20 protein-coding genes are annotated in these 24,555 nt (G+C 68.8%); 12 read left to right on the forward strand and 8 right to left on the reverse strand.

Annotated elements, in window-relative coordinates:
- Window positions 1–69: 69 nt before the first annotated feature.
- The 6 genes from murJ to ACFVQ3_RS03210 all read left to right on the forward strand — a co-directional run bounded on the left by murJ (window position 70) and on the right by ACFVQ3_RS03210 (window position 7,935).
- Window positions 70–1,803: a murein biosynthesis integral membrane protein MurJ gene (gene murJ, locus ACFVQ3_RS03185; protein WP_387634973.1), complete on the forward strand. Its 1,734-nt coding sequence runs from the start codon at window positions 70–72 to the stop codon at window positions 1,801–1,803.
- A 59-nt stretch (window positions 1,804–1,862) separates the two neighbouring features.
- Window positions 1,863–3,767: a protein kinase family protein gene (locus ACFVQ3_RS03190; RefSeq protein ID WP_387634976.1), complete on the forward strand. Its 1,905-nt coding sequence runs from the start codon at window positions 1,863–1,865 to the stop codon at window positions 3,765–3,767.
- A gap of 141 nt (window positions 3,768–3,908) precedes the next feature.
- On the forward strand, window positions 3,909–4,955 hold the full coding sequence (gene trxB / locus ACFVQ3_RS03195; protein WP_387634979.1) for a thioredoxin-disulfide reductase: 1,047 nt from the start codon (window positions 3,909–3,911) through the stop codon (window positions 4,953–4,955).
- Complete coding sequence (trxA, locus tag ACFVQ3_RS03200; protein WP_387634981.1) at window positions 4,952–5,278, forward strand: thioredoxin; 327 nt, start codon at window positions 4,952–4,954, stop codon at window positions 5,276–5,278. The genes trxB and trxA overlap by 4 nt, the downstream gene beginning before the upstream one ends.
- A gap of 214 nt (window positions 5,279–5,492) precedes the next feature.
- Window positions 5,493–6,824, forward strand: coding sequence for a PLP-dependent aminotransferase family protein (locus ACFVQ3_RS03205; RefSeq protein ID WP_387634983.1), 1,332 nt, complete (start codon window positions 5,493–5,495; stop codon window positions 6,822–6,824).
- Window positions 6,825–6,957: 133 nt separating this feature from the next.
- Complete coding sequence (locus tag ACFVQ3_RS03210; protein ID WP_387635146.1) at window positions 6,958–7,935, forward strand: D-alanine--D-alanine ligase; 978 nt, start codon at window positions 6,958–6,960, stop codon at window positions 7,933–7,935.
- A gap of 118 nt (window positions 7,936–8,053) precedes the next feature.
- Here ACFVQ3_RS03210 and ACFVQ3_RS03215 read toward each other — a convergent pair whose 3' ends face one another.
- The 8 genes from ACFVQ3_RS03215 to rpmH all read right to left on the reverse strand — a co-directional run bounded on the left by ACFVQ3_RS03215 (window position 8,054) and on the right by rpmH (window position 14,682).
- Window positions 8,054–9,292, reverse strand: coding sequence for a ParB/RepB/Spo0J family partition protein (locus tag ACFVQ3_RS03215; protein WP_387634986.1), 1,239 nt, complete (start codon window positions 9,290–9,292; stop codon window positions 8,054–8,056).
- Window positions 9,289–10,299 carry a ParA family protein gene (locus ACFVQ3_RS03220; RefSeq protein WP_387635148.1) on the reverse strand — a complete coding sequence of 337 codons (1,011 nt, stop codon included), beginning with the start codon at window positions 10,297–10,299 and terminating at the stop codon, window positions 9,289–9,291. The genes ACFVQ3_RS03215 and ACFVQ3_RS03220 overlap by 4 nt, the downstream gene beginning before the upstream one ends.
- A 374-nt stretch (window positions 10,300–10,673) precedes the next feature.
- The gene (gene rsmG, locus ACFVQ3_RS03225; RefSeq protein WP_387634989.1) at window positions 10,674–11,354 is read right to left on the reverse strand and encodes a 16S rRNA (guanine(527)-N(7))-methyltransferase RsmG; all 681 of its coding nucleotides are present in this window, start codon (window positions 11,352–11,354) and stop codon (window positions 10,674–10,676) included.
- Window positions 11,355–12,144: 790 nt separating this feature from the next.
- Complete coding sequence (locus tag ACFVQ3_RS03230) at window positions 12,145–12,618, reverse strand: protein jag (RefSeq protein ID WP_387634991.1); 474 nt, start codon at window positions 12,616–12,618, stop codon at window positions 12,145–12,147.
- A gap of 120 nt (window positions 12,619–12,738) precedes the next feature.
- Window positions 12,739–13,803 (reverse strand): membrane protein insertase YidC, encoded by a 1,065-nt coding sequence (gene yidC / locus ACFVQ3_RS03235; RefSeq protein ID WP_387634994.1) that lies wholly within the window; start codon window positions 13,801–13,803, stop codon window positions 12,739–12,741.
- 58 nt (window positions 13,804–13,861) lie between these two features.
- Window positions 13,862–14,176, reverse strand: coding sequence for a membrane protein insertion efficiency factor YidD (yidD, locus tag ACFVQ3_RS03240; protein WP_387634997.1), 315 nt, complete (start codon window positions 14,174–14,176; stop codon window positions 13,862–13,864).
- Complete coding sequence (rnpA, locus tag ACFVQ3_RS03245; RefSeq protein ID WP_191794689.1) at window positions 14,173–14,538, reverse strand: ribonuclease P protein component; 366 nt, start codon at window positions 14,536–14,538, stop codon at window positions 14,173–14,175. Before rnpA ends, yidD begins: the two co-directional genes overlap by 4 nt.
- Before the next feature lie 6 nt (window positions 14,539–14,544).
- The gene (gene rpmH / locus ACFVQ3_RS03250) at window positions 14,545–14,682 is read right to left on the reverse strand and encodes a 50S ribosomal protein L34 (RefSeq protein ID WP_010849920.1); all 138 of its coding nucleotides are present in this window, start codon (window positions 14,680–14,682) and stop codon (window positions 14,545–14,547) included.
- 494 nt (window positions 14,683–15,176) lie between these two features.
- On the opposite strand from rpmH, the gene dnaA reads away from it, so the two are divergent.
- From dnaA to gyrB, 6 genes are all read left to right on the forward strand, one after another.
- Window positions 15,177–16,610, forward strand: coding sequence for a chromosomal replication initiator protein DnaA (dnaA, locus tag ACFVQ3_RS03255; RefSeq protein ID WP_387635000.1), 1,434 nt, complete (start codon window positions 15,177–15,179; stop codon window positions 16,608–16,610).
- A gap of 1,342 nt (window positions 16,611–17,952) precedes the next feature.
- Window positions 17,953–19,083, forward strand: coding sequence for a DNA polymerase III subunit beta (gene dnaN / locus ACFVQ3_RS03260; RefSeq protein ID WP_205307270.1), 1,131 nt, complete (start codon window positions 17,953–17,955; stop codon window positions 19,081–19,083).
- Between the two features lie 49 nt (window positions 19,084–19,132).
- A complete protein-coding gene (gnd, locus tag ACFVQ3_RS03265; protein ID WP_387635004.1) occupies window positions 19,133–20,032 on the forward strand; it encodes a phosphogluconate dehydrogenase (NAD(+)-dependent, decarboxylating) in 900 nt (299 codons plus the stop codon).
- Window positions 20,033–20,210: 178 nt separating this feature from the next.
- Window positions 20,211–21,425, forward strand: coding sequence for a DNA replication/repair protein RecF (gene recF, locus ACFVQ3_RS03270; protein WP_387635007.1), 1,215 nt, complete (start codon window positions 20,211–20,213; stop codon window positions 21,423–21,425).
- 61 nt (window positions 21,426–21,486) lie between these two features.
- A complete protein-coding gene (locus ACFVQ3_RS03275; RefSeq protein ID WP_387635150.1) occupies window positions 21,487–22,005 on the forward strand; it encodes a DUF721 domain-containing protein in 519 nt (172 codons plus the stop codon).
- Window positions 22,006–22,321: 316 nt separating this feature from the next.
- Window positions 22,322–24,391, forward strand: a complete 2,070-nt coding sequence (gene gyrB / locus ACFVQ3_RS03280) for a DNA topoisomerase (ATP-hydrolyzing) subunit B (protein ID WP_387635152.1) — start codon at window positions 22,322–22,324, stop codon at window positions 24,389–24,391.
- The last annotated feature ends 164 nt before the right edge of the window (window positions 24,392–24,555 follow it).

The following is a 24,555-nucleotide window of genomic DNA, read 5'->3' on the forward strand; positions in this document are numbered from 1 at the left end:
ACCGGCCCGGGCACCACGCCGACGTCCGTCGACGCCTCCCGTGAGACCCCGGACGCTCCCGACGAGACCGTGCCCGCCGCTGCCCCCGCGAAGAGCAGCCTCGGACGCAGCTCGGCGCTCATGGCCTCCGGTACGGCGGTCTCCCGCATCCTGGGGCTCGTCCGCAACGTCCTGCTCGTCACCGCGATCGGGACCACAGGCCTGGCCGCAGACGCGTTCGACGTCGCCAACAAGATCCCGAACGTCCTGTTCGCGATCCTCGCAGGCGGCGTCCTCAACGCGGTCCTCGTCCCGCAGATCGTCCGCGCGTACCGCTCCAAGAACCCCCAGGAACGCCTCGACAAGCTGCTGACCCTCTCCGGGGTCCTGCTCCTCGGGCTGAGCCTGATCCTCACCGCGGGCGCCGCGGTGATCGTCACCCTCTACACCGACGGGTGGGGATCGGCGCAGTTCTCGCTCGCCGTCGCGTTCGCCTTCTGGTGCACGCCACAGCTCTTCTTCTACGGTCTGTACACGCTGCTCGGCCAGGTCCTCAACGCACGCGGGCAGTTCGGCCCGTTCATGTGGGCCCCGGTCGTCAACAACATCGTCTCGATCGTCGGCTTCGGCGCGTTCATCGCGATCTACGGGCCCTACGCGACGGGAGCGGCCGACGACCTCGGGACGTGGGACGGCACCAAGATCGCCGTCCTCGCCGGGACGGCGACGCTCGGCGTCGCGGCACAGGCGCTCATCCTGATCCTGCCCCTGTGGCGCGCGGGGTTCCGCTGGCACTTCCGCCTCGGGATGCGCGGGATCGGACTGCGCTCGGCCGGGCAGGTCGCCATCTGGACGTTCGGCGCCGTCATCCTCGAGCAGGTCGGCGTCCTGTTCACCACGCAGTTCGCCTCGAGCGCCCCCGCCGCCGCGCTCCAGCAGGCCTTCGGCGCCTACGCGGGCGACCCCATCGCGAACGGCGTCGTCACCGGCGTCGTCACGGGCGCCCCCGAGGCGTTCGCGGTCGCAGGCAACGCCGCCTACACGCAGGCGCTCATGATCTACCTGCTGCCGCACTCCCTCGTCACGGTGTCGATCGCCACGGCGCTGTTCACCGGGATGAGTGCCGCCGCCGGCGCGGGCGACTTCGCGCGGGTCCGGCACGACCTCTCGCGCGGGGTACGGACCGTGGGCGTCTTCACGGTGTTCGCCACGGCCGTCTTCGCGATCCTCGCACTGCCGATCACCAAGCTCCTGCTCATCAACGTGACGCCGTCGAGCGCGGTGGCGGTCAGCCAGATCCTCGTCGCCATGGCGTTCGGGCTGGTCCCTCTCGGCGGCATGGTCCTCATGAAGTGGGTCTACTACGCGTACGAGGACGGGAAGACGGTCTTCTGGATCCAGGTACCCGCGACGCTCGCCCTCGTGGGGATCGCCTGGCTCGCGACCCGCGCGCTCGACCCCGTGTGGTGGGTCGTCGGGGTCGGTGCGGCGATGTCGCTGTCGAACGTCGTCGCCGTCCTCCTGCGGACCGCCGGACTACGGCGCAAGCTGCACGGGCTCGACGCCTTCCGCATCGTGCGGATGCACGTCAAGACCGTGCTCGCCGCAGGGATCAGCGCCGCGGCCGGCTGGGGGGTCCTCCAGCTGTTCGGCGACCTGTACGGACTCTCGTGGCTGCGTGCCGCCGTGGTCACTACAGTCGTCGGGATCGTCATGACCGTCGTGTACGTCGGCGGGCTCAAGGTCATGAGGGTCCGCGAGCTCGACCAGCTCGCAGACCCGTTGCTCCGCAAGCTCGGGCGGCGACGCCCGGCCACGAGATAGAGGACGCCCGTACCATGTGGGGGGAAGATGTCAGCGGCAAGGAAGTTCGAGGTGGGCAGGTGACCGCAGCAGGACCCGGCACGACACTGGTGGGGCGCTACCAGCTGGCCGAACGGCTGGCGAGCGACCTGGTCGACGTCACCGCCTGGTCCGCGCACGACTCGATCCTCAACCGTTCCGTGAGGGTCTCGTTGCTCACCGGAGAGCACGTCGCGGAGACGATCGACTCGGCGCGGCGCGCCGCGCTCGTCACCGACCCCCGACTGACCCGAGTCCTCGACGTCGGCACCGACGACGGCACCGCCTACGTCATCACAGAACCTTTCGCCGGGATCACGCTGTCCGAGGTGGTGGCGGGCGGGATCGTCGACGCCCAGCAGGCGCGCGCGATCGTCGGCGAGGCCGCAGCAGCGCTCGAGGTCGCCCGGCGACGCGGCGTCCACCACCTGGCGCTGCGCCCTGAGGCCCTGCGCGTCGACGGGGACCGGGTCGTCGTGACGGGTCTCGGGCTCGACGCAGGCATCAGCGGTCAGGACCAGCACGACGCCGACGAGACGTCGCGCACCGACACCTTGGGACTGGTCGCCCTGCTGTACTACGCGATGACGGCGCGCTGGGCGGGCGCCAGCCTCGACGTCCCGTGGATCAGCCCCGACTCCGTCCACCCCCTGCCCGCGCAGCGCGACGCCGCGGGCGTGGTCCCGCTGTCGACGCTCGTCCCCGGGGCACCCGCCGACCTGTCGGAGTTGTGCACCAAGGTCTTCGCCGACGCCGAGACCGCGCGGGCTCGCGCGGGCACCGACCGCGCGACGACGAACGACGACACGCAGGAGTTCGACAGCCTCGCCGCGCCGCCGTCCTCCCCTGCGGACCTGGTGAGCGCGCTCGAGCCATGGGGCGCCCTCTCCGTGGTCGCCGCACTCCCGACGTTCGTCCAACCCGCGGCGCCCCCCGCCGCGACCCGTGTCAGCCGTCAGTCGATCCGGAGCGCGTTCGACGTCCCGCTCTCGACTCCTCCGGGAACCCCTCCACCAGCGGTCCCCTTCCACCGGCCCGCCACCGGGCGCATCCACCGAGTCCCTCTCGCGGGCTCGTCGGCGCTCCCCGACGGTGCCAGCTACCCCGCTCCCACCTACGCCGATGCGCCGGCCACCTACCAGGCGGCTGCGGCCGGGCTTTCGACCGGTTCCTACCCGACGGCACCGACGTCTCCGCCGCCGCCCCCTCCCGTGCCGCCGGCCCCGGTCGGGCTGGCCGAGAACGCGCCGGATGCCGTGCCTGCCCCGGAACCGCGGACGGGACCCTTCACGACGACGAGCGCGAAGACGAAGAGCGTCAAGACCACCTGGATCATCATGCCCATCGTGCTGCTCCTGGTCGTCGTCGCCGTGGTCTGGGGAGTGAAGTTCGGTCTGAGCAACTTCGGCGCCGTCGTCACCCCGGACTCCGGACAGGGCGGATCGGGCACGAACGGCGCCGAGACACCGAGCGGGACACCGGGCGCCGATGCGCCGGTGAACACCGAGCCCCTCGCCATCGCCGCAGGCGGCCTGCTGGACCCTGACGTCGCGGACCCGAACGACATCGGCGAGAAGCCCGAGGCCGTGCCCCTCGCGATCGACGGCGACCCGTCGACGTTCTGGTACACGTACTCGTACAACTCGGCCGCCTTCGGCGGCAACAAGCCGAAGACGGGCTACACCTTCACGCTCGAGGACGAGGCGACCGTCCAGCGCATCGTCCTCGACACGAACAACACGGGTGGCCGCGTCGAGGTTCGTGCCATCACCGACGACGAACCGACCGGTGGCGACGTCCTCGCGTCGGCGGCCTTCTCGCAGAACGTCGAGCTCGAGCTCGACCCCGCGACGGAAGGCACCACGTTCGTCCTCTTCATCACGGAGCTCCCGACGAACCCCGAGGGCAAGTTCCGCGTCGAGCTCAACGAGATCACGGTCTACTGATCCCGTGGCCGCGCCCCGGACGGGGCGCAGCCACTCGCTCGTGCTGACCATCCGCAGGCCGACCGGCCGACGGTGCCCTCGGAACAGAACGACGCCGCTCGGCGTTGGACCCGGTGCACCACCCACCACTGAGGAGTACACGTGACGGAACAGACCCCCACGACCGCACCGCGGAACGTCATCATCGTGGGTTCGGGCCCCGCCGGGTACACGGCTGCTGTGTACGCCGCGCGCGCGGGCCTCGAGCCCCTGGTCCTGGCCGGTTCGATCACCGCGGGTGGCGCGCTGATGAACACCACCGAGGTCGAGAACTTTCCCGGCTTCCCCGACGGAATCATGGGCCCCGAGCTCATGGACAACCTGCAGAAGCAGGCAGAGCGCTTCGGCGCCCAGGTCGAGTGGGACGACGCGATCGAGCTCCAGCTCGACGGCCCCGTCAAGACCGTGGTCACCGGCAACGGCGAGACCTACACGGCACGTGCCGTCATCCTCGCGACCGGCTCCGCGTACCGCGAGCTGGGCCTCGAGGACGAGAAGCGTCTGTCCGGTCGCGGCGTCTCCTGGTGCGCGACGTGCGACGGGTTCTTCTTCCGGGACCAGCACATCGTGGTCGTCGGTGGCGGGGACTCGGCCGTCGAGGAAGCGACGTTCCTGACACGCTTCGCGTCCAAGGTGACCATGGTCCACCGCCGCGGCGAGCTGCGCGCCTCGAAGATCATGGCGGACCGCGCCAAGGCCGACCCCAAGATCGAGTTCGCCTGGAACAGCGAGGTCGTCGGCATCCACGGCGAGAACAAGGTCGAGTCGCTGACGCTCCGTGACACGATCACCGGCGAGGAGCGTTCGATCGACGCGACCGGCCTGTTCGTCGCGATCGGGCACGACCCGCGCTCCGAGCTCGTCAAGGGGCAGATCGACCTCGACGACGAGGGCTACATCCAGGTCGTCGGCCGCACCACCGCGACCAACCTCGAGGGTGTCTTCGCGTGCGGCGACGCCGTGGACCACACCTACCGGCAGGCCATCACGGCTGCCGGCTCGGGCTGCTCCGCGGCACTCGACGCCCAGCGCTACCTGACCGAGCTCGTCGACTCGGTCGAGGACGCCGAGGGGCTCCCCGAGATCGCCGGCACGCCCGAGTCCCCCGCCCCCGACGAGCTGCCCCGCGCACTGGAGGAGATCCGATGAGCAACACCGTCAAGGTCACCGACGACACCTTCAAGACCGAGGTCCTCGAGTCCGACATCCCCGTCATCGTGGACTTCTGGGCCACGTGGTGCGGCCCGTGCCTCCAGATCGCCCCGATCCTCGAAGAGCTCGCCGGGGAGTACGCCGGCAAGGTCAAGATCGCCAAGCTCGACTCGGACGAGAACCCTGCGATCACCGCGGCGTACGGCGTGATCTCGATCCCGACGCTGAACTTCTACTCCGGAGGCGAGCTCGTGAAGTCGATCGTCGGTGGGCGCCCCAAGCGCATCCTCGCCGAGGAGATCGACGCACTCATCGCCTGACACGCACGTCACGCACGACGTCCCGAAGGGGCGGACGGCCCGGTGGACCGTCCGCCCCTTCGGCGTCCCGGTCCGCGTCCCGGCCGCGTCCCACCCCGCGTAGTGGTCCTGCCCACCGCTCGACGTGGGACCCGGGTTGAGCAGCCCTCCTGCTCCGGTCCGTGAAGCGACCCCTTCACGGTTTCCCCCGATTCGTCGTGGGAGACTGGGGAGCGTGAGCACGACACCGACGCACCCCGCTCAGCCTGCCGCCTCGGGCGGCACCCGCCTCGACCCGTGGTTCGGCGCCTACGCCGAGCGCGCCCACGGTATGCGAGCGTCGGAGATTCGCGCCCTGTTCGCGGTCGCGAATCGCCCCGAGGTCGTCTCGCTCGCCGGCGGCATGCCCTACCTCGAAGGCCTCCCCCTCGACGTCATCGCCGACGCGATGCAGAAGCTCGTCGCGACGCGTGGCACGACCGCGTTGCAGTACGGCTCTGGCCAGGGCGACGAGTCGCTGCGCGAGAAGATCGTGGACGTCGTCCGCCTCGAGGGCATCGACTGCCACCCTGACGACGTCGTCGTGACCACCGGCTCGCAGCAGGCGCTCGACCTCGTGACCAGGATCTTCGTCGACCCTGGTGACGTGGTGGTTGCCGAGGCGCCGAGCTACGTCGGAGCCCTCGGGGTCTTCCGCTCGTACCAGGCCGACATCGTCCACGTCCCCCTCGACGAGCACGGACTGATCCCCGAGGCCCTCGAGGAGACCCTCACCCGGCTCGCTGCGGAAGGTCGCCGCGTCAAGCTCCTCTACACCGTGCCCAACTTCCACAACCCTGCGGGCGTGACGCTCTCGGTCGAGCGCCGTCCCCGCATCCTCGAGATCGCCCAGCGCTTCGGCGTGCTGGTGATCGAGGACAACCCGTACGGCCTGCTCGGCTTCGAGGGCGATCCGCTGCCCGCGATGCGCTCGCTCGACGATCAGGGGGTCCTCTACCTGGGGTCCTTCTCCAAGACGTTCGCACCGGGCTACCGGGTGGGCTGGGTCGTCGCGCCGCACGCGGTCCGCGAGAAGCTCGTGCTGGCCAGCGAGTCGGCGATCCTGTGCCCGTCGAACGCCTCGCAGCTCGCGATCGCGACCTACCTCGAGACCTGCGACTGGCAGGGTCAGATCAAGCAGTTCCGCGAGCTCTACCGGGAACGGCGCGACGCCATGATCGGCGCGCTCTCGGAGCACCTTCCGTCGGCCTCGTGGAACGTGCCGAACGGTGGCTTCTACACGTGGGTCAAGCTGCCCGACGGTCTTGACGCCCGCTCGATGCTCCCGCGAGCCGTCACGGCCCGGGTCGCATACGTCCCGGGGACGGCGTTCTACGCCGACGGGACGGGCGCGGACCATGTCCGCCTCTCCTACTGCTTCCCGACGCCGGAGCGCATCAAGGAGGGCGTCCGCCGGTTCGCCGGGGTCGTCTCCGCCGAGCGCGAGCTCGTGGACCTGTTCGGCACCTCCGGAGCCCAGGACGCCGACCTCACCGACGTCGAGAACCCTGGCCCCAACCTCGCGTGAGCGCCACCCCTGCCCCGTGAGAACCCTGCCGAACGTCGAGAGGACCAAGACCGTGGGTACCGCTGCGGATTCACCGATCACCGAGGACGTCGCCGAGGTTGCCTCGGCCACTCCACCGCCCCCCGCCGATGGCATCACGACCAGCGCTGACCGGCGCCCGGTCGAGCGCGTCGTGGTCCTCGCAGGCGGGCTCTCGCACGAGCGGGACGTCTCGCTCCGCTCGGGCCGTCGTGTCGCCGACGCCCTGCGGGGGACGGGCATCGAGGTGTCGATCCGCGACGTCGACGCGTCCCTGCTCCCCTTCCTGGCCCAGGAGAAGCCCGACGTCGTCTGGCCGCTCCTGCACGGGGCGAGCGGTGAGGACGGATCTGTCCGTGACGTGCTGGAGCTGCTCTCCCTCGACTACGTGGGGACCGGCCCGCGGGCCTCGCGTGCCGCATGGAACAAGCCCATCGCCAAGAACGTCGTGCTCGGCGCGGGACTCTCCACACCCGACTACGTCACCCTCCCCCAGAGCCTCTTCCGGGAGCTCGGCGCCCGACCGGTGCTCGACGCGATCGTCGGCCGCCTAGGCCTCCCCCTTGTCGTCAAGCCCACCCGTGGCGGCTCAGCGCTGGGGGTCACGCTCGTCCATCGGGCCGAGGACCTCCCCCGTGCGATGGTCGACTGCTTCTCGTACGGGGACATCGCCCTCATCGAGCGTGCCGTCGAGGGCACCGAGATCGCCGTGAGCGTCGTCGACGGGCCTGAGGGACCGGAGGCGCTCCCCGCGGTCGAGATCGTCACCGACGGCACCTACGACTATGACGCGCGCTACAACCCGGGCCGCACGAGCTACTACGCACCGGCTCGCCTCAGCCCCGAGGTGGCCTCACGAGTCTCGGACATGGCCGTCCGGGCCCACGTCGCGCTCGGGCTCCGGGACCTGTCTCGATCGGACCTCATCGTCGACGCCGAGGGGATTCCTCACTTCCTCGAGGTCAACGTCGCCCCCGGGATGACCGAGACCTCGCTGTTCCCTCAGGCGGCACAGGCTGCGGGCCGCGACCTCGGCGAGCTCTACCGCACGATCGTCACGCAGAGCGCTGTCCGACAGAGCGCCACACGCTGACCTTCAGACGCCCGACCACATGACATCGGCCCCGACGAGCGCGTGCTCGTCGGGGCCGATGTTTCACGTGAAACGTCCTGGTCGTGGTCCGGCCTGACTGGCCTTCGGACCCGCTGACCTACTGACGCAGAAGACCCGGGTCCTGCGGCGCCATCAGGTCGAGAATCCGGTTGAGATCCTCGACCGACGCGAACTCGACGGTCAGCCGGCCCTTGTTCTTCCCCAGGTCGACCTTGACCCGGGTCTCGAAGCGGTCCGAGAGCCTCGAGGCCAGCTCATCGATCGCCGCACTGCGCTGACCAGGCCGCGGCGCACGCTCGACCGGACGCTTCGCATCCAACCCGCCCAGGGCGACGATCTCCTCGGTGGCACGTACCGAGAGCCCTTCCGAGACGATGCGCTGGGCGAGGCGCTCGATCTCCGCACCATCCGTCAGTCCGAGCAGCGCACGCGCATGCCCGGCCGACAACACACCGGCGGCCACACGACGCTGGACCAGCGGAGGAAGTCGGAGCAGGCGCAGCATGTTGGAGATCTGAGAGCGGCTCCGGGAGATGCGAGCACCCAGCTCCTCGTGCGTGCAACCGAAGTCGTCGAGGAGCTGACGGTAGGCCGCAGCCTCCTCCAAGGGATTCAGCGCGCTGCGGTGCAGGTTCTCGAGGAGAGCATCTCGCAGGAGGTCGGCATCGTCCGTCTCCCGAATGATCGCGGGGATGACGTCGAGACCCGCGGCCTGGGTCGCCCGCCAGCGGCGCTCACCCATGATGAGCTCGTAGCCACCCGGGCTCTCGGGGTCACGGCGCACGACGACAGGCTGCAGGACACCGATCTCCTTGATCGATCCGACGAGCTCGTCGAGCTCTCCTTCGTCGAAGACCGTACGGGGCTGGCGCGAGTTGGCGCGGATGAGACCGACAGGCAGCTCGGCGAACGTGGCGCCCGGAACCGGGACCAGGTCGACCGACGCCGGCTCGGGCGCAGCTTCCGCGCTCGCGTCGGCCTCTGTTTCACGTGAAACATCGTCGGCGTCGCCCGTCTCGACGTCTCCCGGCACGACGTCTGCAGCAGCCGCATCCGCGGTCACCTGGTCGCTGGTACCGAGCGCGAGGCCAGCCCCGTCTCCCTCGTCGACACCGAGAAGCGACGCCGGGGAGTCGGCACCCGTCCGTTCGATCGTCAGCACTGCGGCGCTGGCCTCGCCAGCCTCCACTCCCCTTGCCTCGGGGTTGGCGTTCTGGACAACCTCGGCCACGCGCGGGGCGGAGGGGAAGAAGACATCGACCGGACGCTCACGCTCGGGACTGGTCGGAATCAACGCTCCGAGACCACGACCGAGCCCACGGCGCTTCTCACTCATCGTGCATCCTCCTGGTAGCTAGGCAGGACTGCCCATCGCTCGGCGAGGTAGTTCTGCCGCGAGACGTTGCGAGACGCTCCGTCGACTGATTGGACTGGCAAGGGTTCGGGCCGACCTCTGTCAGCCACCTCACGGGCCGCCTCGAGATAGGCGAGCGCACCCGTGGAACTCGGGTCATAGGTGATCACGCTCTGACCATGGCTCGGCGCCTCGGAGATCCTCACGGAACGAGGGATCGACGTCTTCAGGGTCTGCTCGGGGAAGTGCTCGCGCACCTCGGCCGCGACCTGCTGGGCAAGGTTGGTCCGACCGTCGTACATCGTGAGGAGGATCGTCGAGACGTGCAGACGTGGGTTCAGGTGAGCCTTGATCAGCTCGATCGTCTTCAAGAGCTGGCTGAGGCCCTCCAGCGCGTAGTACTCGCACTGAATGGGAATCAGCACCTCGCGGCCGACGACGAAGGCGTTGACAGTGAGAAGTCCCAGACTGGGCGGGCAGTCGACCAGGACATAGTCGATCGGTTCGAGGCCTTGAGCGATCCGCTCCTCGAGGAAGTCGTCGACGGCCTTCCGCAAGCGTGTTTCACGTGAAACCAGCGAGACCAGCTCGATCTCGGCGCCCGACAGGTCGATCGTGGCCGGCACGCACCACAGCGTCGGTAGGTCGGGGCACTGCTGGACCGCGGAGGACAGGGGCGCGCCATCGACGAGCACTTCGTAGACCGACGGCGTCCCTGCTCGGTGTTCGACACCCAGCGCGGTCGACGCGTTGCCCTGTGGGTCGTTATCGATCACCAGCACGTTGAGCCCGGCCTGTGCGAGACCCGCCGCCAGGTTGACGGTCGTCGTCGTCTTCCCGACGCCACCCTTCTGGTTCGCGATCGTGATGATCCGCGTCGATGCCGGACGGGGGAAGCGTCGTCCCTGAAGGTCGATCCGCCGTCGGGCGTCGATCGTCAGCTGGGCGGCGAGCGGAGTCTCATCGTCCATCTCGGGGAGGCTCGCCATGAGCGCCTCTCGCCGGCTCTCGTCGAAGCTCTCCGCCAGGTAGCCATCGGGTGTTTCACGTGAAACATCCGCGAGGTACGCCACCTCCGGGCTCTCGAACGGGATCTCCTGCTGCTGGTCGGAACTCTCCGTCACGCCCATCTCCCTCACTTGACCTACTCCAGCATGCGCCCCGCCGCAGCCTCATCTGTGGACCGCCGAACGCGTGTCGCCACCGAGTCTTTCGGCCGGCGGGGCGGCTCATTAGACCGCCACCCTGTGCCACCCTACGTGCTCCGCGCGAACGTCCACTCACGACGCACGACGGTCGACCCAGGGCAGTCTCCCCGGCCAGCGGACGGAGTCGAGCGACGGCGAGAAGAACCACCACTGCGTCAGACGGGAGCTGCCGTCCGCCGGATGCGGAGCACCGTCGTCGACTCCACTCCTTCGACGCTGAACGCCTCGAGGATCTCTGGCTCCTCCGTCTTGTACTTTCGCAGCACCTTGCGCGCGGGCTCGATCTCGTTGACCACGTTGCGTCCCTTGAGGACCACCATCTCCCCACCGCGCTCGACCAGGGGGAGGGACATCCGCGCCAGCTTCTCCAGCGCAGCAACGGCACGCGAGGTCACGGCGTCACACTGGAACGCACCGTGATACTCCTCGGCTCGTCCTCGCTTGACCTCGACGTTCGTGAGCTCCAACTCGTCCACCACCTCGGACAGCCAGGCACAGCGACGCTCCATGGGCTCGATCAGGAGGACCTGAGACTCAGGACGCATGGCTGCGATGACGATCCCTGGGAGCCCGGCACCCGAACCGATGTCGGCGATGGTCCCCTTCTCGGGAAGGAACTGGACCACTGCTGCGGAGTTGAGGATGTGCCGCTCCCAGATCCGGGAGACCTCGCGCGGGCCGATCAGTCCTCGCAGCTCCCCTTGGTCGTGCAGCATGTCGGCGAATCGAGCGACAGGCGGGTACGCGTCGCCGAAGTACGCCCGTACCTCTGGAGAGTCGGCAAGTGTTTCACGTGAAACATCGCTCTCGACGGAGTCGCTCATCTCGTTGGTCATCTACTCCTCTTTCAGTGCTCAAGCCCCACGGAATGCAGGGCTCGGCCGAACAGCCCGGGGTCCATGGTGTCACGTCTCGCACGACTGCGGTGGGGCGCCCCACCGCGACGGGGAAGCCACCGGGATGTGGCCACAGAAGGCGGGCCGCGGCCCTGCGTCGACGCCGGTCGACGGCGGTTGACGGCGGTCGACGGCGGTCGACGGCGGTCGACGGCGGTCGACGGCGGTCGACGAGCGTTTCGACAGCGTCACACACCGCGCACGCAGATCTCTCGGCTGCGCCTCGTTGTCGGTGTCTAGAGCAAAGGGCCACCATCTGGCTCCGCGATGTGCAGTCGCCGCCCACGACGTGCCTCTCCCCACCGATCATCGGCCGGGTGCGTCCGAGGAGCGCGCCGCTCTGCCCTGCGTCCTCGCGGCACATGGGTTGACGCCCGTTCCCCCCGGGGCGCTAACTCCCCCGCCCGGCGCTCGACCTCGTCCGAGGCCCGCTGGGTGACGACTCCGGACTCCGGTGACGAACCCGAGCTCAGCGCTGCTCAGAACCTCGCGGCGAGCTGCAGCGATCCTAGTGACGCGACGTCGGCTGACGCGTCCGGGTCTCTGCTACGGCGACGGATCGCCTACCATCGCGTTCGACGCGGCGCACGCCCTCGGCCGACCCGCCGCGTCGCACCGTAGCCGCCGCGGCGCGTCGTACCTCTCAAGACACTCACTCACGCCATACGTACGAAGCCGCCCGGTGTTTCACGTGAAACACCGGGCGGCTTCGAGCGAGGATCAGTCGAGGTCAGGACTCCTCGGCGGGGCGGATCACGACGTAGCGCTCAGGATCGGTACCCCGGGAGTCGCTCGTGAGTCCAGCCGCAGCCACCACGTCGTGAACGACCTTGCGCTCGAACGCATTGAGGGGCTCCATCGAGAGCTCGGTACCCGACTCGCGGACCGTCGCGATCGCCGTCGTCGCGAGCTCCGTGAGCTCGACCTTGCGCTGCGCACGGAAGCCTGCGATGTCGAGCATCAGCCGGCTCCGCTCGCCTGTCCGTGCCTGGACCGCGAGCCGTGTGAGCTCCTGGAGGGCGTCGAGGACCTCGCCCTCCTTGCCCACCAGGTGTCGGAGTGACGCGGGCTCGTCGGCGACGATCTCCAGCGCCGCCCGGCCGTGGTCGATGTCGATGTCGATGTCACCGTCGAGGTCGGCGATGTCGAGGAACTCCTCGAGGTAGTCCGCTGCGACTTCGCCTTCCTCTTCGAGGCGAGTCATCTCGTCAGGGGCTTGGTCTTCGGCAGCGGGTGCGTCGGTCGACGACATGCTGGCTCCTTGGGGTCATGAGAACCCCGGGGTCTCGAAGGAACCTCGGCGCTCTCGGAACAGGACTGGGGGCTACTTCTTCGGCTGCTTCGGCTTCGGGGAGCCCTTGCCGGTCCCCTTGGCCGGGCCGTCGGTCTCGTCGTCGACCGGGGCATCGTTGACCTCGTCCGACGGAGCCGTCGTTCCGTTGATGACACGGGGCGCGCCGGGCCTCTGGCGGTCCTTGCGCTTGGGCTGCTGGCGCTGGCCACGGGGCTGCTCGATGACCGGAGCGGCCTCCTCGACGATGCCCTTGGCTGCCGCCTTGCGGGCCTTGCGCTCCTTCATCAGGCGCTCGGCCTCGGACCCCGGGGCGGGCATGCGCTTGATCGTGTAGAACTGCTGGCCCATCGACCAGAGGTTCGTCGTGGTCCAGTAGACGAGGACACCGACGGGGAAGTTCACGCCGGAGACCGCGAAGATGAAGGGGAAGACGTAGAGCATCATCTTCTGCGTCGACGCCATGGGGCCTTCGAGGGCCGACTTCGGCATGTTCTTCATGGTCAGCTGACGCTGCGTGAAGAAGGTCGTGGCGCACATCGCGACGATCAGGGCCCCGATGACGATCTTCGCCTGCATGTCGTCGGTCTTGAGGAAGATGTCCGAGAGGTGCGCGCCGAACAACGACGAGCTCTCGATGTCCTTGGCGACTGCCGCGTTGATCGGACCGATCGGGTCGAGCTCCCCGGTCGAGATCGGCACGAGCCCGTTGAGCACGCGGAACAGAGCGAAGAAGATGGGCGACTGCAGCAGGATCGGCAGGCAGGAGGCGAACGGGTTCGTCCCGTGCTTCTTGTAGAGCTCCATGGTCTCGCGGCTCATGGCCTCGCGGGACGCCGGGTCCGACTTGCCCTTGTACTTCTTCTGGATGGCCTGCATCTCGGGCTGCAGCATCTGCATGCCGCGCGAGGCCTTGATCTGCTTGAAGAACAGCGGGATCAGGAGGATACGGATGATGATCACGAGCCCGACGATCGAGAACACCCAACCGAGACCGGGGCCGTCGCCCATGCCCAGGAACACGAGTCCCTGGTGGCACAGGTACATGATCCACGCGACGACCCATTCGATCGGCTCGAGGAACTTGAAGAAGTCCATCCGTACTACTCCCTAACCTTCAACAAACTGGGTCCCGCCGACGTCGCCGGCAGGAGGACTAGTGCGAGTGCTTCCTTGCCTCGGGGACGTCGTCGACGCCACCTCTGCTCCAGGGGTTGCACCTCAGCAGCCGCCAGACGGCGAGTCGTACGCCTCGCAGCACACCGTGCCGTCGTATCGCGACGAGCGCGTACTGCGAGCACGAGGGGTAGTACTTGCAGGTCGGGCCGGTCATCGGTGAGATGACGCTCTGGTACGCCCTGATGAGCCCGACCAGCACGAGCAGCGGGATCCTTCGGACGAACCGCCACGAACGGGTGACCCAGCCTGGCGAGCCGATCCCTGCGTGATCGGCCTGGACGGTCGTGCTCATGCTTCAGCCGATCTGCGGTCCCACTGGGCGACCGCGCGCTTGATGCAGGACGCGAGGTCCTGGTCGAGCCGGGCGAAGTCGCTGTCGGAGGACGCGGGAAGGGCCCTCACGACCACTCGGGTCCGTGGCGGCAGCGCGTCCAGGTACGCCGAAGACGCGGCGCGCAAGCGCCGCTTCACCTTGTTCCGGTGCACGGCGTTGCCCACGGCCTTGGATACGACAAAACCGACCTGTGGTGGCTCGTCACCCCCAGGGTCTTGGGAGAGATGAACCACCACGGTCGATCGTCCCGCGCGCACGCCACGTCGCACCGCCCGTTCGAAATCTACGGAACGGCGCAAGCGGTGCGCCGCGGGTAGCACCTGCTGTCAGGCAGAGAGCTCGGCGCGGCCCTTGCGACGACGGGCTGCCAGGATGGCGCGGCCGGCGCGGGTGCGCATACGCAGCCGGAAACCGTGGGTCTTCGCACGGCGCCGGTTGTTCGGCTGGAAAGTCCGCTTGCTCACGAGGTACTCCAAGAACGTCGGGGAGGTACACCGTCTATGTCCTCGACGATGCAGTGCTACAGCTGGAAGGGATGCAGTTCTGCACCCCAGCCGCCCGTGTACCCGCCACGATCAGTCCGTGGATTCGCCCCCGTGAGGGCGCGCGAAAGTACCTGGAACGGCTGTATGACGTTACGCCGCGGACCCCCCTCGGGTCAAACCCGGGCTGCATCACACCGAGCCTGTCATGATATGTCGCTCAGCGGCCGGTACGTCTACTCTGATCCTGGTGCCGTCGGGCCCGGACGCGAGCGAGAGACGGTCGGTGGTCAGGTCACGGGCGCCGCAGCGGACCTTCCGACGACCGGCACGACAGGCGGTACGTCGCCGGCGGTGTCGGCCGTTGCCACTGCTCCCCACAGGTTGTGGAAAACTATGTGGATAACGGGTCCGCGTGGCACACTCCAGACTGATCCTGATCATCATGCAGCACCCGACGACGAAGGAATCACCTGGTGTCCAACCCCGACGAGAACATCACTGACGTCTGGGCTCAGACCATCGCCGTCCTCGAGGCCAGCCCCGACATGACGCCGCGGCAGATCGCCTTCATCAAGCTGGCCAAGCCGCTGGCCATCCTCGACGACACCGTGTTCATCGCCGTTCCTCACGAGCAGACCCGCACCTACCTGGAGACCCGGGTACGCGACGAGCTCGTCTCCGCGATGGCAGGGGCCCTCGGCCGGGACGTCCGGTTCGGGATCACCGTCGACCCCGAGCTCGCCGCCGAACCGCCGTCTCCCGCTGCACTGACCGCAAGCGTGCCCGAACCCGCCATGCCGGTCCGCGTCGAGCCCGAGCACGAGCGTGAGCGGATGCTCCCCGCGCCGGTCCCGCAGCGCCCGCACGCCGAACCGACCCGCCTCAACCCGAAGTACATCTTCGAGACGTTCGTGATCGGGTCCTCGAACCGGTTCGCCCACGCAGCCGCCGTGGCCGTCGCCGAGGCGCCGGCCAAGGCCTACAACCCGCTCTTCATCTACGGGCAGTCCGGGCTGGGCAAGACCCACCTGCTGCACGCGATCGGTCACTACGCGCACAACCTGTACCCCAACGTCCGGGTGCGCTACGTGAACTCCGAGGAGTTCACCAACGATTTCATCAACTCCATCGGAGAGGGCAAGGCCGGCGCGTTCCAGCGCCGCTACCGTGACGTCGACGTCCTCCTCATCGACGACATCCAGTTCCTGCAGGGCAAGGAACAGACGATGGAGGAGTTCTTCCACACCTTCAACGCGCTGCACAACGCCAACAAGCAGCTCGTCATCACGTCGGACCTGCCGCCGAAGCAGCTCAACGGCTTCGAGGACCGCCTGCGGAGCCGGTTCGAGTGGGGCCTCATCACCGACGTCCAGCCCCCGGACCTCGAGACCCGTATCGCGATCCTTCGCAAGAAGGCCGCGAGCGAACGCCTTGCCGTACCCACGGACGTGCTGTCCTATATCGGCTCGAAGATCTCGACGAACATCCGTGAGCTCGAGGGCGCACTCATCCGCGTCACGGCTTTCGCGAACCTGAACCGGCAGCAGGTCGACCTTGCCCTCGCCGAGATCGTCCTCAAGGACCTCATCACCGACGACGACGCCTCCGAGATCACTCCCGCGAGCGTCATCGCGCAGACGGCGGCGTACTTCGGGCTGACCATCGAGGACCTGTGCGGCAGCTCCCGATCACGTGTTCTCGTGACCGCGCGCCAGATCGCCATGTATCTGTGCCGAGAGCTCACCGACCTCTCCCTGCCCAAGATCGGCCAGCAGTTCGGCGGTCGCGACCACACGACGGTCATGCACGCGAACCGCAAGATCACCGAGCAGATGGCCGAGCGTCGCTCGACGTACAACCAGGTCACCGAGCTGACGAGCAGGATCAAGCAGCAGCACAGGGGTTGAGCCCTGGTCGTGCCACGGTGGGGTCGCCACGGGTGGGGTGCGTCGCTATGGGTGGGGTGCGTCGCCCTGGTGGGTGGGGACAGGATGCCCCGCGCTACCTTCCGCGCCCTCGTCACTCGGGCGCTCCCGCCATGCCCACCCACGAGCCGGGCCCCCTCGCCCACCCTTTGACGTCGCACCATGGGCGCTCCGTGGCGGGGCATCGGCATGCCGGCCCGAGGTGCCTTCGTCGACGCTCAGCAGGTCGTGCGCCGTGCATCCGATCGCCCCAGCGACCGCGGCGCGACTCCCCCGCTGTTCGGCATCGTCCACAGAGGCTGTTCACGCAGCCATGAGTGCTGTCCGATCGAGCGGCAGGGCGGGAGGACCGGGTCACGCCCGGCTTCCGACCCCGGTCAAGGGGTCCGCTGTCCCCAAGCGTCGGAGCCTGTCCCCAAGCGTCGGAGCCCGCTCTGCCGTTTATGCACCTTAAGCGGCTTTCCTGTGGATGAATTCCGTCGCCGTGTCGAGCTTTGTGCACAGAGGCCCGACGACGGCGCTCGTCCTCCGATCTGACGTCTCTCCACAGTCCTGTGGATGCACAGGCGGTTCACGCCCATGTGTACAAGTACCGGTGGACATCCACTTGTCCCCACAGTTGTCCACAGGGCCTGGGGGTATGTCCACCGCTGGCCGACGGCCGTCCCCAGATGCGCAGCTCTGCGTCCCCAACGGCCTGTGTACAGGGCACTCTGTGCTGTGTACAGATCAATCGGCAGCCAGCACGCCCCACAAGGTTGTGCACCTACCTGTGGATAACTGTGGACGAAGGGGCACTTCGTGTGGACAGAGGAGGTCCTGTCGGTGGACGGCCATCTGTGGACAACTCGTCGTCAACAGTGCCTGCGATTTACCCACAGGCCCGTACCCACTTCGTCCACACGCAGAATCAGCCTCTGACCTGCGGGAAGACCCGTTTTCCACACTTTGCACAGCACCGATGACTACGACGAATGATCTCTAAGCAGGAAAAATCCACACGCCTTCATCTGGTCCCGCGCCGTTCGAGCTGCCCCAACTCGCGCCTGTGACCGCGGTCACAGAGAGCCCAGGAGTCGAGCAGGAACGAGAGAGCATCCACGATGATCCACAGAGCGTGCCAGAGGTACCGGGCAGTGCCTGGTCTCGCGTAGGGTTCATGCGGGCACGACGACCCGTACAGGTCTCGTCCTCCCCGACGGTGAGGAGGACGACGCGAGGAACCGCGACGTGTGGTCTTCATTCACCAGCGAACTCACCCCTGTGTACCGCGCGGTCGGGTGCCTGACATGTGAAGATCGATCCATGGACGAGAGGGTGTGGGATGAAGTTCCGGGTTGAGCGTGATGTCCTGGCCGACGCAGTGACCTGGACGGCCCGTACGTTGCCGACGCGGCCTCCGGCTCCCGTTCTTGCCGGGGTGCGCATCGAGGCCGACGCCGTCGGGACGATCGGGCTGTCGAGCTTCGACTACGAGGTCTCCGCGCGCTCGGAGATCCCTGCCGAGGTCGTCGAGCCCGGTACCGTCCTCGTCTCCGGCCGCCTTCTCGCGGAGATCTCGCGCGCGCTGCCTGCCAAGCCGGTGGACTTCGCGGTCGAGGGCAACAAGGTGATCGTCACGTGCGGCGCGAGCCGGTTCACGCTGCTCACGATGCCGGTCGAGGACTACCCCGCGCTGCCCGCGATGCCGGAGCTCTCGGGCACGGTCTCGGGAGACGAGCTGACGCACGCGGTCGCCCAGGTGACGGTGGCTGCGAGCCGCGACGACACGCTGCCCCTGCTGACGGGCGTACGCATGGAGATCGACGGTGAGCGCATCACGCTGCTCGCGACGGACCGTTACCGTCTCGCCCTGCGCGAGCTCACGTGGACCCCGTCCTCGCCCGACTTCAACGCGGTCGCCCTCGTCCGTGCGCGGACCCTCAACGACGTCGCGAAGTCCTTGGGCAGCTCGGGCCTGGTGAACGTGGGTCTCACGGCCGGCACGGGCGTCGACCTCATCGGTTTCGAGGCGGGCGGCCGCCACACGACGTCCCAGCTCGTGGACGGCGACTACCCCGCGGTCCGTCGTCTCTTCCCCGACGAGACCCCGATCCACGCGGTCATGGCGACCGCTCCGCTCATCGACGCGGCCAAGCGCGTCTCGCTCGTCGCGGAGCGCAACACCCCGATCCGCCTGTCGTTCACGGACGGTCAGGTCGTGCTCGACGCCGGCCAGGGGGACGACGCGCAGGCGTCCGAGGCCCTCGAGGCAGTCCTGGTGGGCGAGGAGATCTCGGTCGCGTTCAACCCGCAGTTCCTGCTCGACGGTCTGGGGGCGCTGGGGACGGACTTCGTCCGCCTGAGCTTCACGCACCCCAACAAGCCGGTCGAGTTCACCGGTCAGGAGTCGCTGGACGGCGAGGACTCGTCGCACTACCGCTACCTGCTGGTCCCCATCCGCTTCGCGAGCTGACGGCGGCGACGCCGCGCGAGGCTCGAGCTCAACGGTACGGAGGCACACGATGGTCACCCACATCGGTCTGGTCGGACTCGGCAAGATGGGCGCGAACATGCGCGCCCGTCTGCGCGCCGGGGGGATCGAGGTCACCGGGTTCGACCGGAACCCCGAGGTCTCGGACGTCGCCTCGCTCGCAGAGCTGGTCGCCGCCCTGCCCCCCGGGCGGCGGTTCGTGTGGGTCATGGTCCCGTCGGGGCCGATCACGCGCGGTGTCGTGACCGAGCTCGCCGGGCTGCTGTCGGCGGGCGACGTCGTCATCGAGGGCGGGAACTCCCACTTCTCGGACGACGCCGTGCACGCCGCGGAGCTCGCTCCCCTGGGCATCGGCTACCTGGACGTCGGTGTCTCCGGCGGCGTCTGGGGCCTCGAGAACGGCTACGGCCTCATGGTGGGTGGCGACGCCGCGCTCGTCGAGGCCGCGATGCCCGTCTTCGACGCGCTGCGCCCCGAGGGGCCGCGCGAGGAGGGCTTCGTGCACGCCGGGGCCGTGGGTGCCGGGCACTACGCGAAGATGGTGCACAACGGCATCGAGTACGGCCTGATGCAGGCCTACGCAGAGGGTTACGAGCTGCTCGAGGCCAAGGACATCGTGACGGACGTCCCCGGCACGCTCAAGGCCTGGACCCGCGGGACGGTCGTCCGCTCGTGGCTCCTGGACCTGCTCGTCAAGGCGCTCGAGGAGGACCCGGAGCTCGGCGAGATCAGCGACTGGGTCGAGGACTCGGGCGAGGGGCGCTGGACCGTGGACGAGGCGATCGACAGCGCGGTGCCGCTCCCCGTGATCTCGGCCGCGCTCTTCGCGCGCTTCGCGTCGCGCCAGGGTGCGTCGCCGGCGATGAAGGCCGTCGCCGCGCTGCGGCAGCAGTTCGGTGGGCACGCCGTGAAGCCTGCCGGCGGTTCCTGAGGGCGGACGTGCTCCCTGCCCGACGACGTCGCTCGCCCGGTAGGTCGACGTACCGGGGAGGCCGCACACTGGTAGGCGTCGTCCGGTGCGTCTCTCCACAAACCGTCCACGTGGTGTGGACGGTCCGCCCCGGAACGATGAACCCCACGACCTGTTCGACCCGACGCCGTAGGACCTGATGTACATCTCCCACCTCTCGCTCGCGGACTTCCGCTCGTACACGTCGGTCGACGTCGAGCTCGAGCCCGGTGTGAACGCCTTCGTCGGACCGAACGGCCAGGGCAAGACGAACCTGGTCGAGGCGATCGGCTACGTCGCGACCCTGGGCAGCCACCGTGTGCCGTCGGACGCGGCGCTCGTGCGTGCGGGGGCCTCACGGGCCGTGGTCCGGGCACGGATCGTCCGGGGTGACCGGGCGAGCACGGTCGAGATCGAGATCGCGGCCGGCAAGGCCAACCGTGCACGGATCAACCGTGCGCCGGCCGGCAAGCCGCGAGACGTCCTGGGGATCGCACGGACCGTGCTGTTCGCGCCCGAGGACCTGGCGCTCGTCAAGGGGGACCCGGACGGTCGTCGCCGTTTCCTCGACCAGCTCGCGGTGCTCCTGGTGCCGCGGTTCGCGGGGGTCCTCTCGGACTACGACCGGGTCCTGCGGCAGCGCAGCGCGCTCCTCAAGTCGGCCGGGGGCGCGATGCGGGCTTCGCGCTCGTCGACCCCGGACCTGCGCACGCTCGACGTGTGGGACGCGAAGCTGGCCGCGACGGGGGCCGAGATCGTCGCGCTGCGTCTCCAGCTCGTCGCGGCCCTCGAGCCGTACGCCGCGGCGGCCTACGAGCAGGTGAGCTCGGGCCAGGGCGAGGCGCACATCGCCTACCGCTCCTCGGTGGCTGCCGCGCTCGAGGACGCGCGCGACGGCGTCGGGCAGGAGGCCGGGCCGCAGACCGTCGAGGTGCTTGAGGCCCAGCTCCTCGAGGCCATGACCTCCTTGCGGAGCAAGGAGATCGAGCGCGGGGTGTGCCTCGTGGGGCCGCACCGGGACGACCTCGTCCTGACCCTGGGCGGCCTGCCCGCCAAGGGGTACGCGAGCCACGGCGAGTCGTGGTCGTTCGCGCTCGCGCTGCGCCTGGCGTCGTACCGGCTCCTCACGGACGGGGCGCCGGAAGCGGCCGGCTCGCTCCTGTGGTCGCCGGACTGGGGGCCCGACGGCGAGCCCGTCCTCCTGCTCGACGACGTCTTCGCCGAGCTCGACGTGCGTCGCCGCGACCGGCTCGCGGAGCTCGTGGCCGGCGCCAACCAGGTGATCATCACGGCGGCCGTGCCGGAGGACGTGCCGCGACAGCTCTCGGGGCTGCGGCTCGACGTGCTCGACGGCATGGTGACCAGGCGTGCGTGACTTCCCGGGCGAGGACGGCTCGGCCCGCGAGGACGACGACGAGGCCGCCCGTCCCGCGGGGCTGCCGGTCGGTGAGGTCGTGGACCTGACCCCTCCTGCACAGGTCGCGCGCGAGGCCCTCAACCGTGCTCGTGCGGCCGCTCGTGCGAAGGGCATCCGCCCGGGGCAGCCGTCGCGCCGCGTCCTGGCGGACCCTCCGCCGTCCACAGGGGCGCGTCCTGGTGGTCGGGACCCGCAGACGTTCGGTGCGGTCGTGCAACGCCTGCTGCACGAGCGCGGATGGGTCCAGGACGTGTCGGTCGGCGGGGTGATCGGACGGTGGCGCGAGGTCGTGGGCGACCAGGTCGCCGACCACTGCGAGCCCGAGACCTTCGAGGACAAGGTGCTCGTGGTGCGTGCGGACTCGACCGCGTGGGCCACCCAGGTGCGCCTGCTGACGCCCCGGCTGCTCGAACGTCTCGCGCAGGAGGTCGGTGAGGGCGTCGTCGAGTCGGTGACCGTGCTGGGCCCGTCGGGACCCAGCTTCCGGCGTGGCCCGAAGTCCGTCCGGGGTCGCGGACCGCGCGACACCTTCGGCTGATCGGATGCCCGATTAGCCCTGGTATGTCCGTCCGGGTGCGGCGCCGGCCACCGTTGCCGGCGCGCAGATCCACCACCCTGTGGAGAACCTTGTGGAGAACTTGCCCGGAGGGGCTCAGAATCCGCTGTTTCGGCCACCTCCCAGGTAGAATGGAGAGGTCATTCCGGGTACCTCCGCGAGCACCGTCTGGTGCACTGCGCGAGCCGGAACCGATGAGCCGTGCAGCGATCCTCCCCAGCGGGTGAACCTGTCGCGTGCATGATGACGAGGAGCGCTTCCGCCCGTGGCAGACCACACAGACAACGTCCCATCCAGCCTGCCTCCGGAGAGTGGTGAGGGGCCGGGCACGGACCGGGATCCCTCTGGCGGCACGTACGACGCGAGCAACATCACCGTCCTCGAAGGGCTCGAGGCCGTCCGCAAGCGGCCCGGCATGTACATCGGGTCGACCGGTGAGCGCGGGCTCCACCACCTCGTGTACGAGGTTGTGGACAACTCTGTGGACGAAGCCCTCGCGGGGTACGCCGACACGATCGACGTGACACTTCTGGCCGACGGAGGTGTACGAGTCACGGACAACGGCCGTGGCATCCCCGTCGCGATCCACCCGACCGAGGGAAAGCCGACCGTCGAGGTCGTCATGACGATCCTCCACGCCGGCGGGAAGTTCGGCGGCGGCGGCTACGCGGTCTCGGGCGGTCTGCACGGCGTGGGCATCTCCGTCGTGAACGCCCTGTCGCGCAAGGTCCAGACCGTCGTCAAGCGTGACGGCTACACCTGGAGCCAGAACTTCAAGGACGGCGGCAAGACCGACGGTCCCCTCGTCCAGGGCGAGGCCACCACGGAGACGGGCACGACCCAGACGTTCTGGGCCGACCCGGAGATCTTCGAGACGACCGAGTTCGACTTCGAGACGCTGCGCTCGCGCTTCCAGCAGATGGCCTTCCTCAACAAGGGCCTGCGCATCACCCTGACGGACGAGCGCCGCCAGTTCCTCGACACCGACGACGAGGTCACGGGGCAGGTCACCGACCCCGCCGAGGACCTCGTGGCGGCCCCCGAGGGCGAGAGCGAGTTCAAGCCTCGCGTCGTGTCGTACAAGTACGACGGCGGCCTCGTCGACTACGTCAAGCACCTCAACGCGGCCAAGAAGGTCGAGCTGATCCACGACGAGATCATCGACTTCGAGTCCGAGGACAAGGAGAAGCGCATCTCGGTCGAGATCGCGCTCCAGTGGACCGGTTCCTACTCGGAGTCCGTGCACACCTACGCGAACACGATCGCGACGACCGAGGGTGGCACGCACGAGGAAGGGTTCCGTGCGGCGATGACCTCGCTGGTCAACGAGTACGCGCGGGCCAAGACGATCATCAAGGAGAAGGACGACAACCTCACGGGTGACGACATCCGCGAGGGTCTCACCGCGGTCCTGTCGATCAAGCTCGGCGAGCCCCAGTTCGAGGGCCAGACGAAGACCAAGCTCGGCAACACCGAGGCCAAGTCGTTCGTCCAGCGCGTGGTCCGGGCGCAGCTCACGGACTGGTTCGACTCGCACCCGACCGAGGCGCGCGACATCATCCGCAAGGCGATCCAGGCCTCGCAGGCACGGCTCGCGGCCCGCAAGGCGCGCGAGGCGACCCGCCGCAAGGGCCTGCTCGAGTCCGGCGGCATGCCGGGCAAGCTCAAGGACTGCCAGTCGAACCGTCCGGAGGAGTGCGAGGTCTTCATCGTCGAGGGCGACTCGGCAGGTGGCTCGGCGGTCCGTGGGCGCAACCCGCACAACCAGGCGATCCTCCCGCTGCGCGGGAAGATCCTCAACGTCGAGCGTGCCCGCCTCGACCGGGCCCTGGGCAACAACGAGGTCCAGGCCCTCATCACGGCGTTCGGCACGGGCATCGGCGAGGACTTCGACATCGCCAAGCTGAGATATCACAAGATCGTCCTGATGGCCGACGCCGACGTCGACGGCCAGCACATCTGCACGCTGCTGCTGACGCTGCTCTTCCGGTACATGCGCCCGCTCATCGAGCACGGCCACGTGTATCTCGCGCAGCCGCCGCTGTACCGCCTCAAGTGGTCCAACGCGCCGCACGACTACGTGTACTCCGACCGCGAGCGTGACGCGTTCCTGCTCGCCGGCCAGGCCGAGGGCAAGCGCATCCCCAAGGAGAACGGGATCCAGCGCTACAAGGGTCTCGGCGAGATGGACTACTCGGAGCTGTGGGACACGACCATGGATCCCGAGCACCGCACGCTCAACCAGGTCACGCTCGACGACGCCGCTGCCGCGGACGAGATCTTCTCGGTCCTCATGGGCGAGGACGTCGAGTCGCGACGCAACTTCATCCAGCGCAACGCCAAGGACGTGAGGTTCCTGGACATCTAGCGGGGACGTGGTCCGGGGCCGCACGGCGGTCGGGTCGTCGACCCGGCCGCCTGCCACGGCCCGGACCAGGCCCCGGCCCAGGCACGGAACCCGACCAGCCCGGCAGGGCTGCACGGCTCGGGGGCTCCGCCCCGACGGCGGCGAACGGACCACCGGCTCCGTGC

Source organism: Oerskovia sp. NPDC057915 (assembly GCF_042887685.1).
Lineage (GTDB): Bacteria > Actinomycetota > Actinomycetes > Actinomycetales > Cellulomonadaceae > Oerskovia.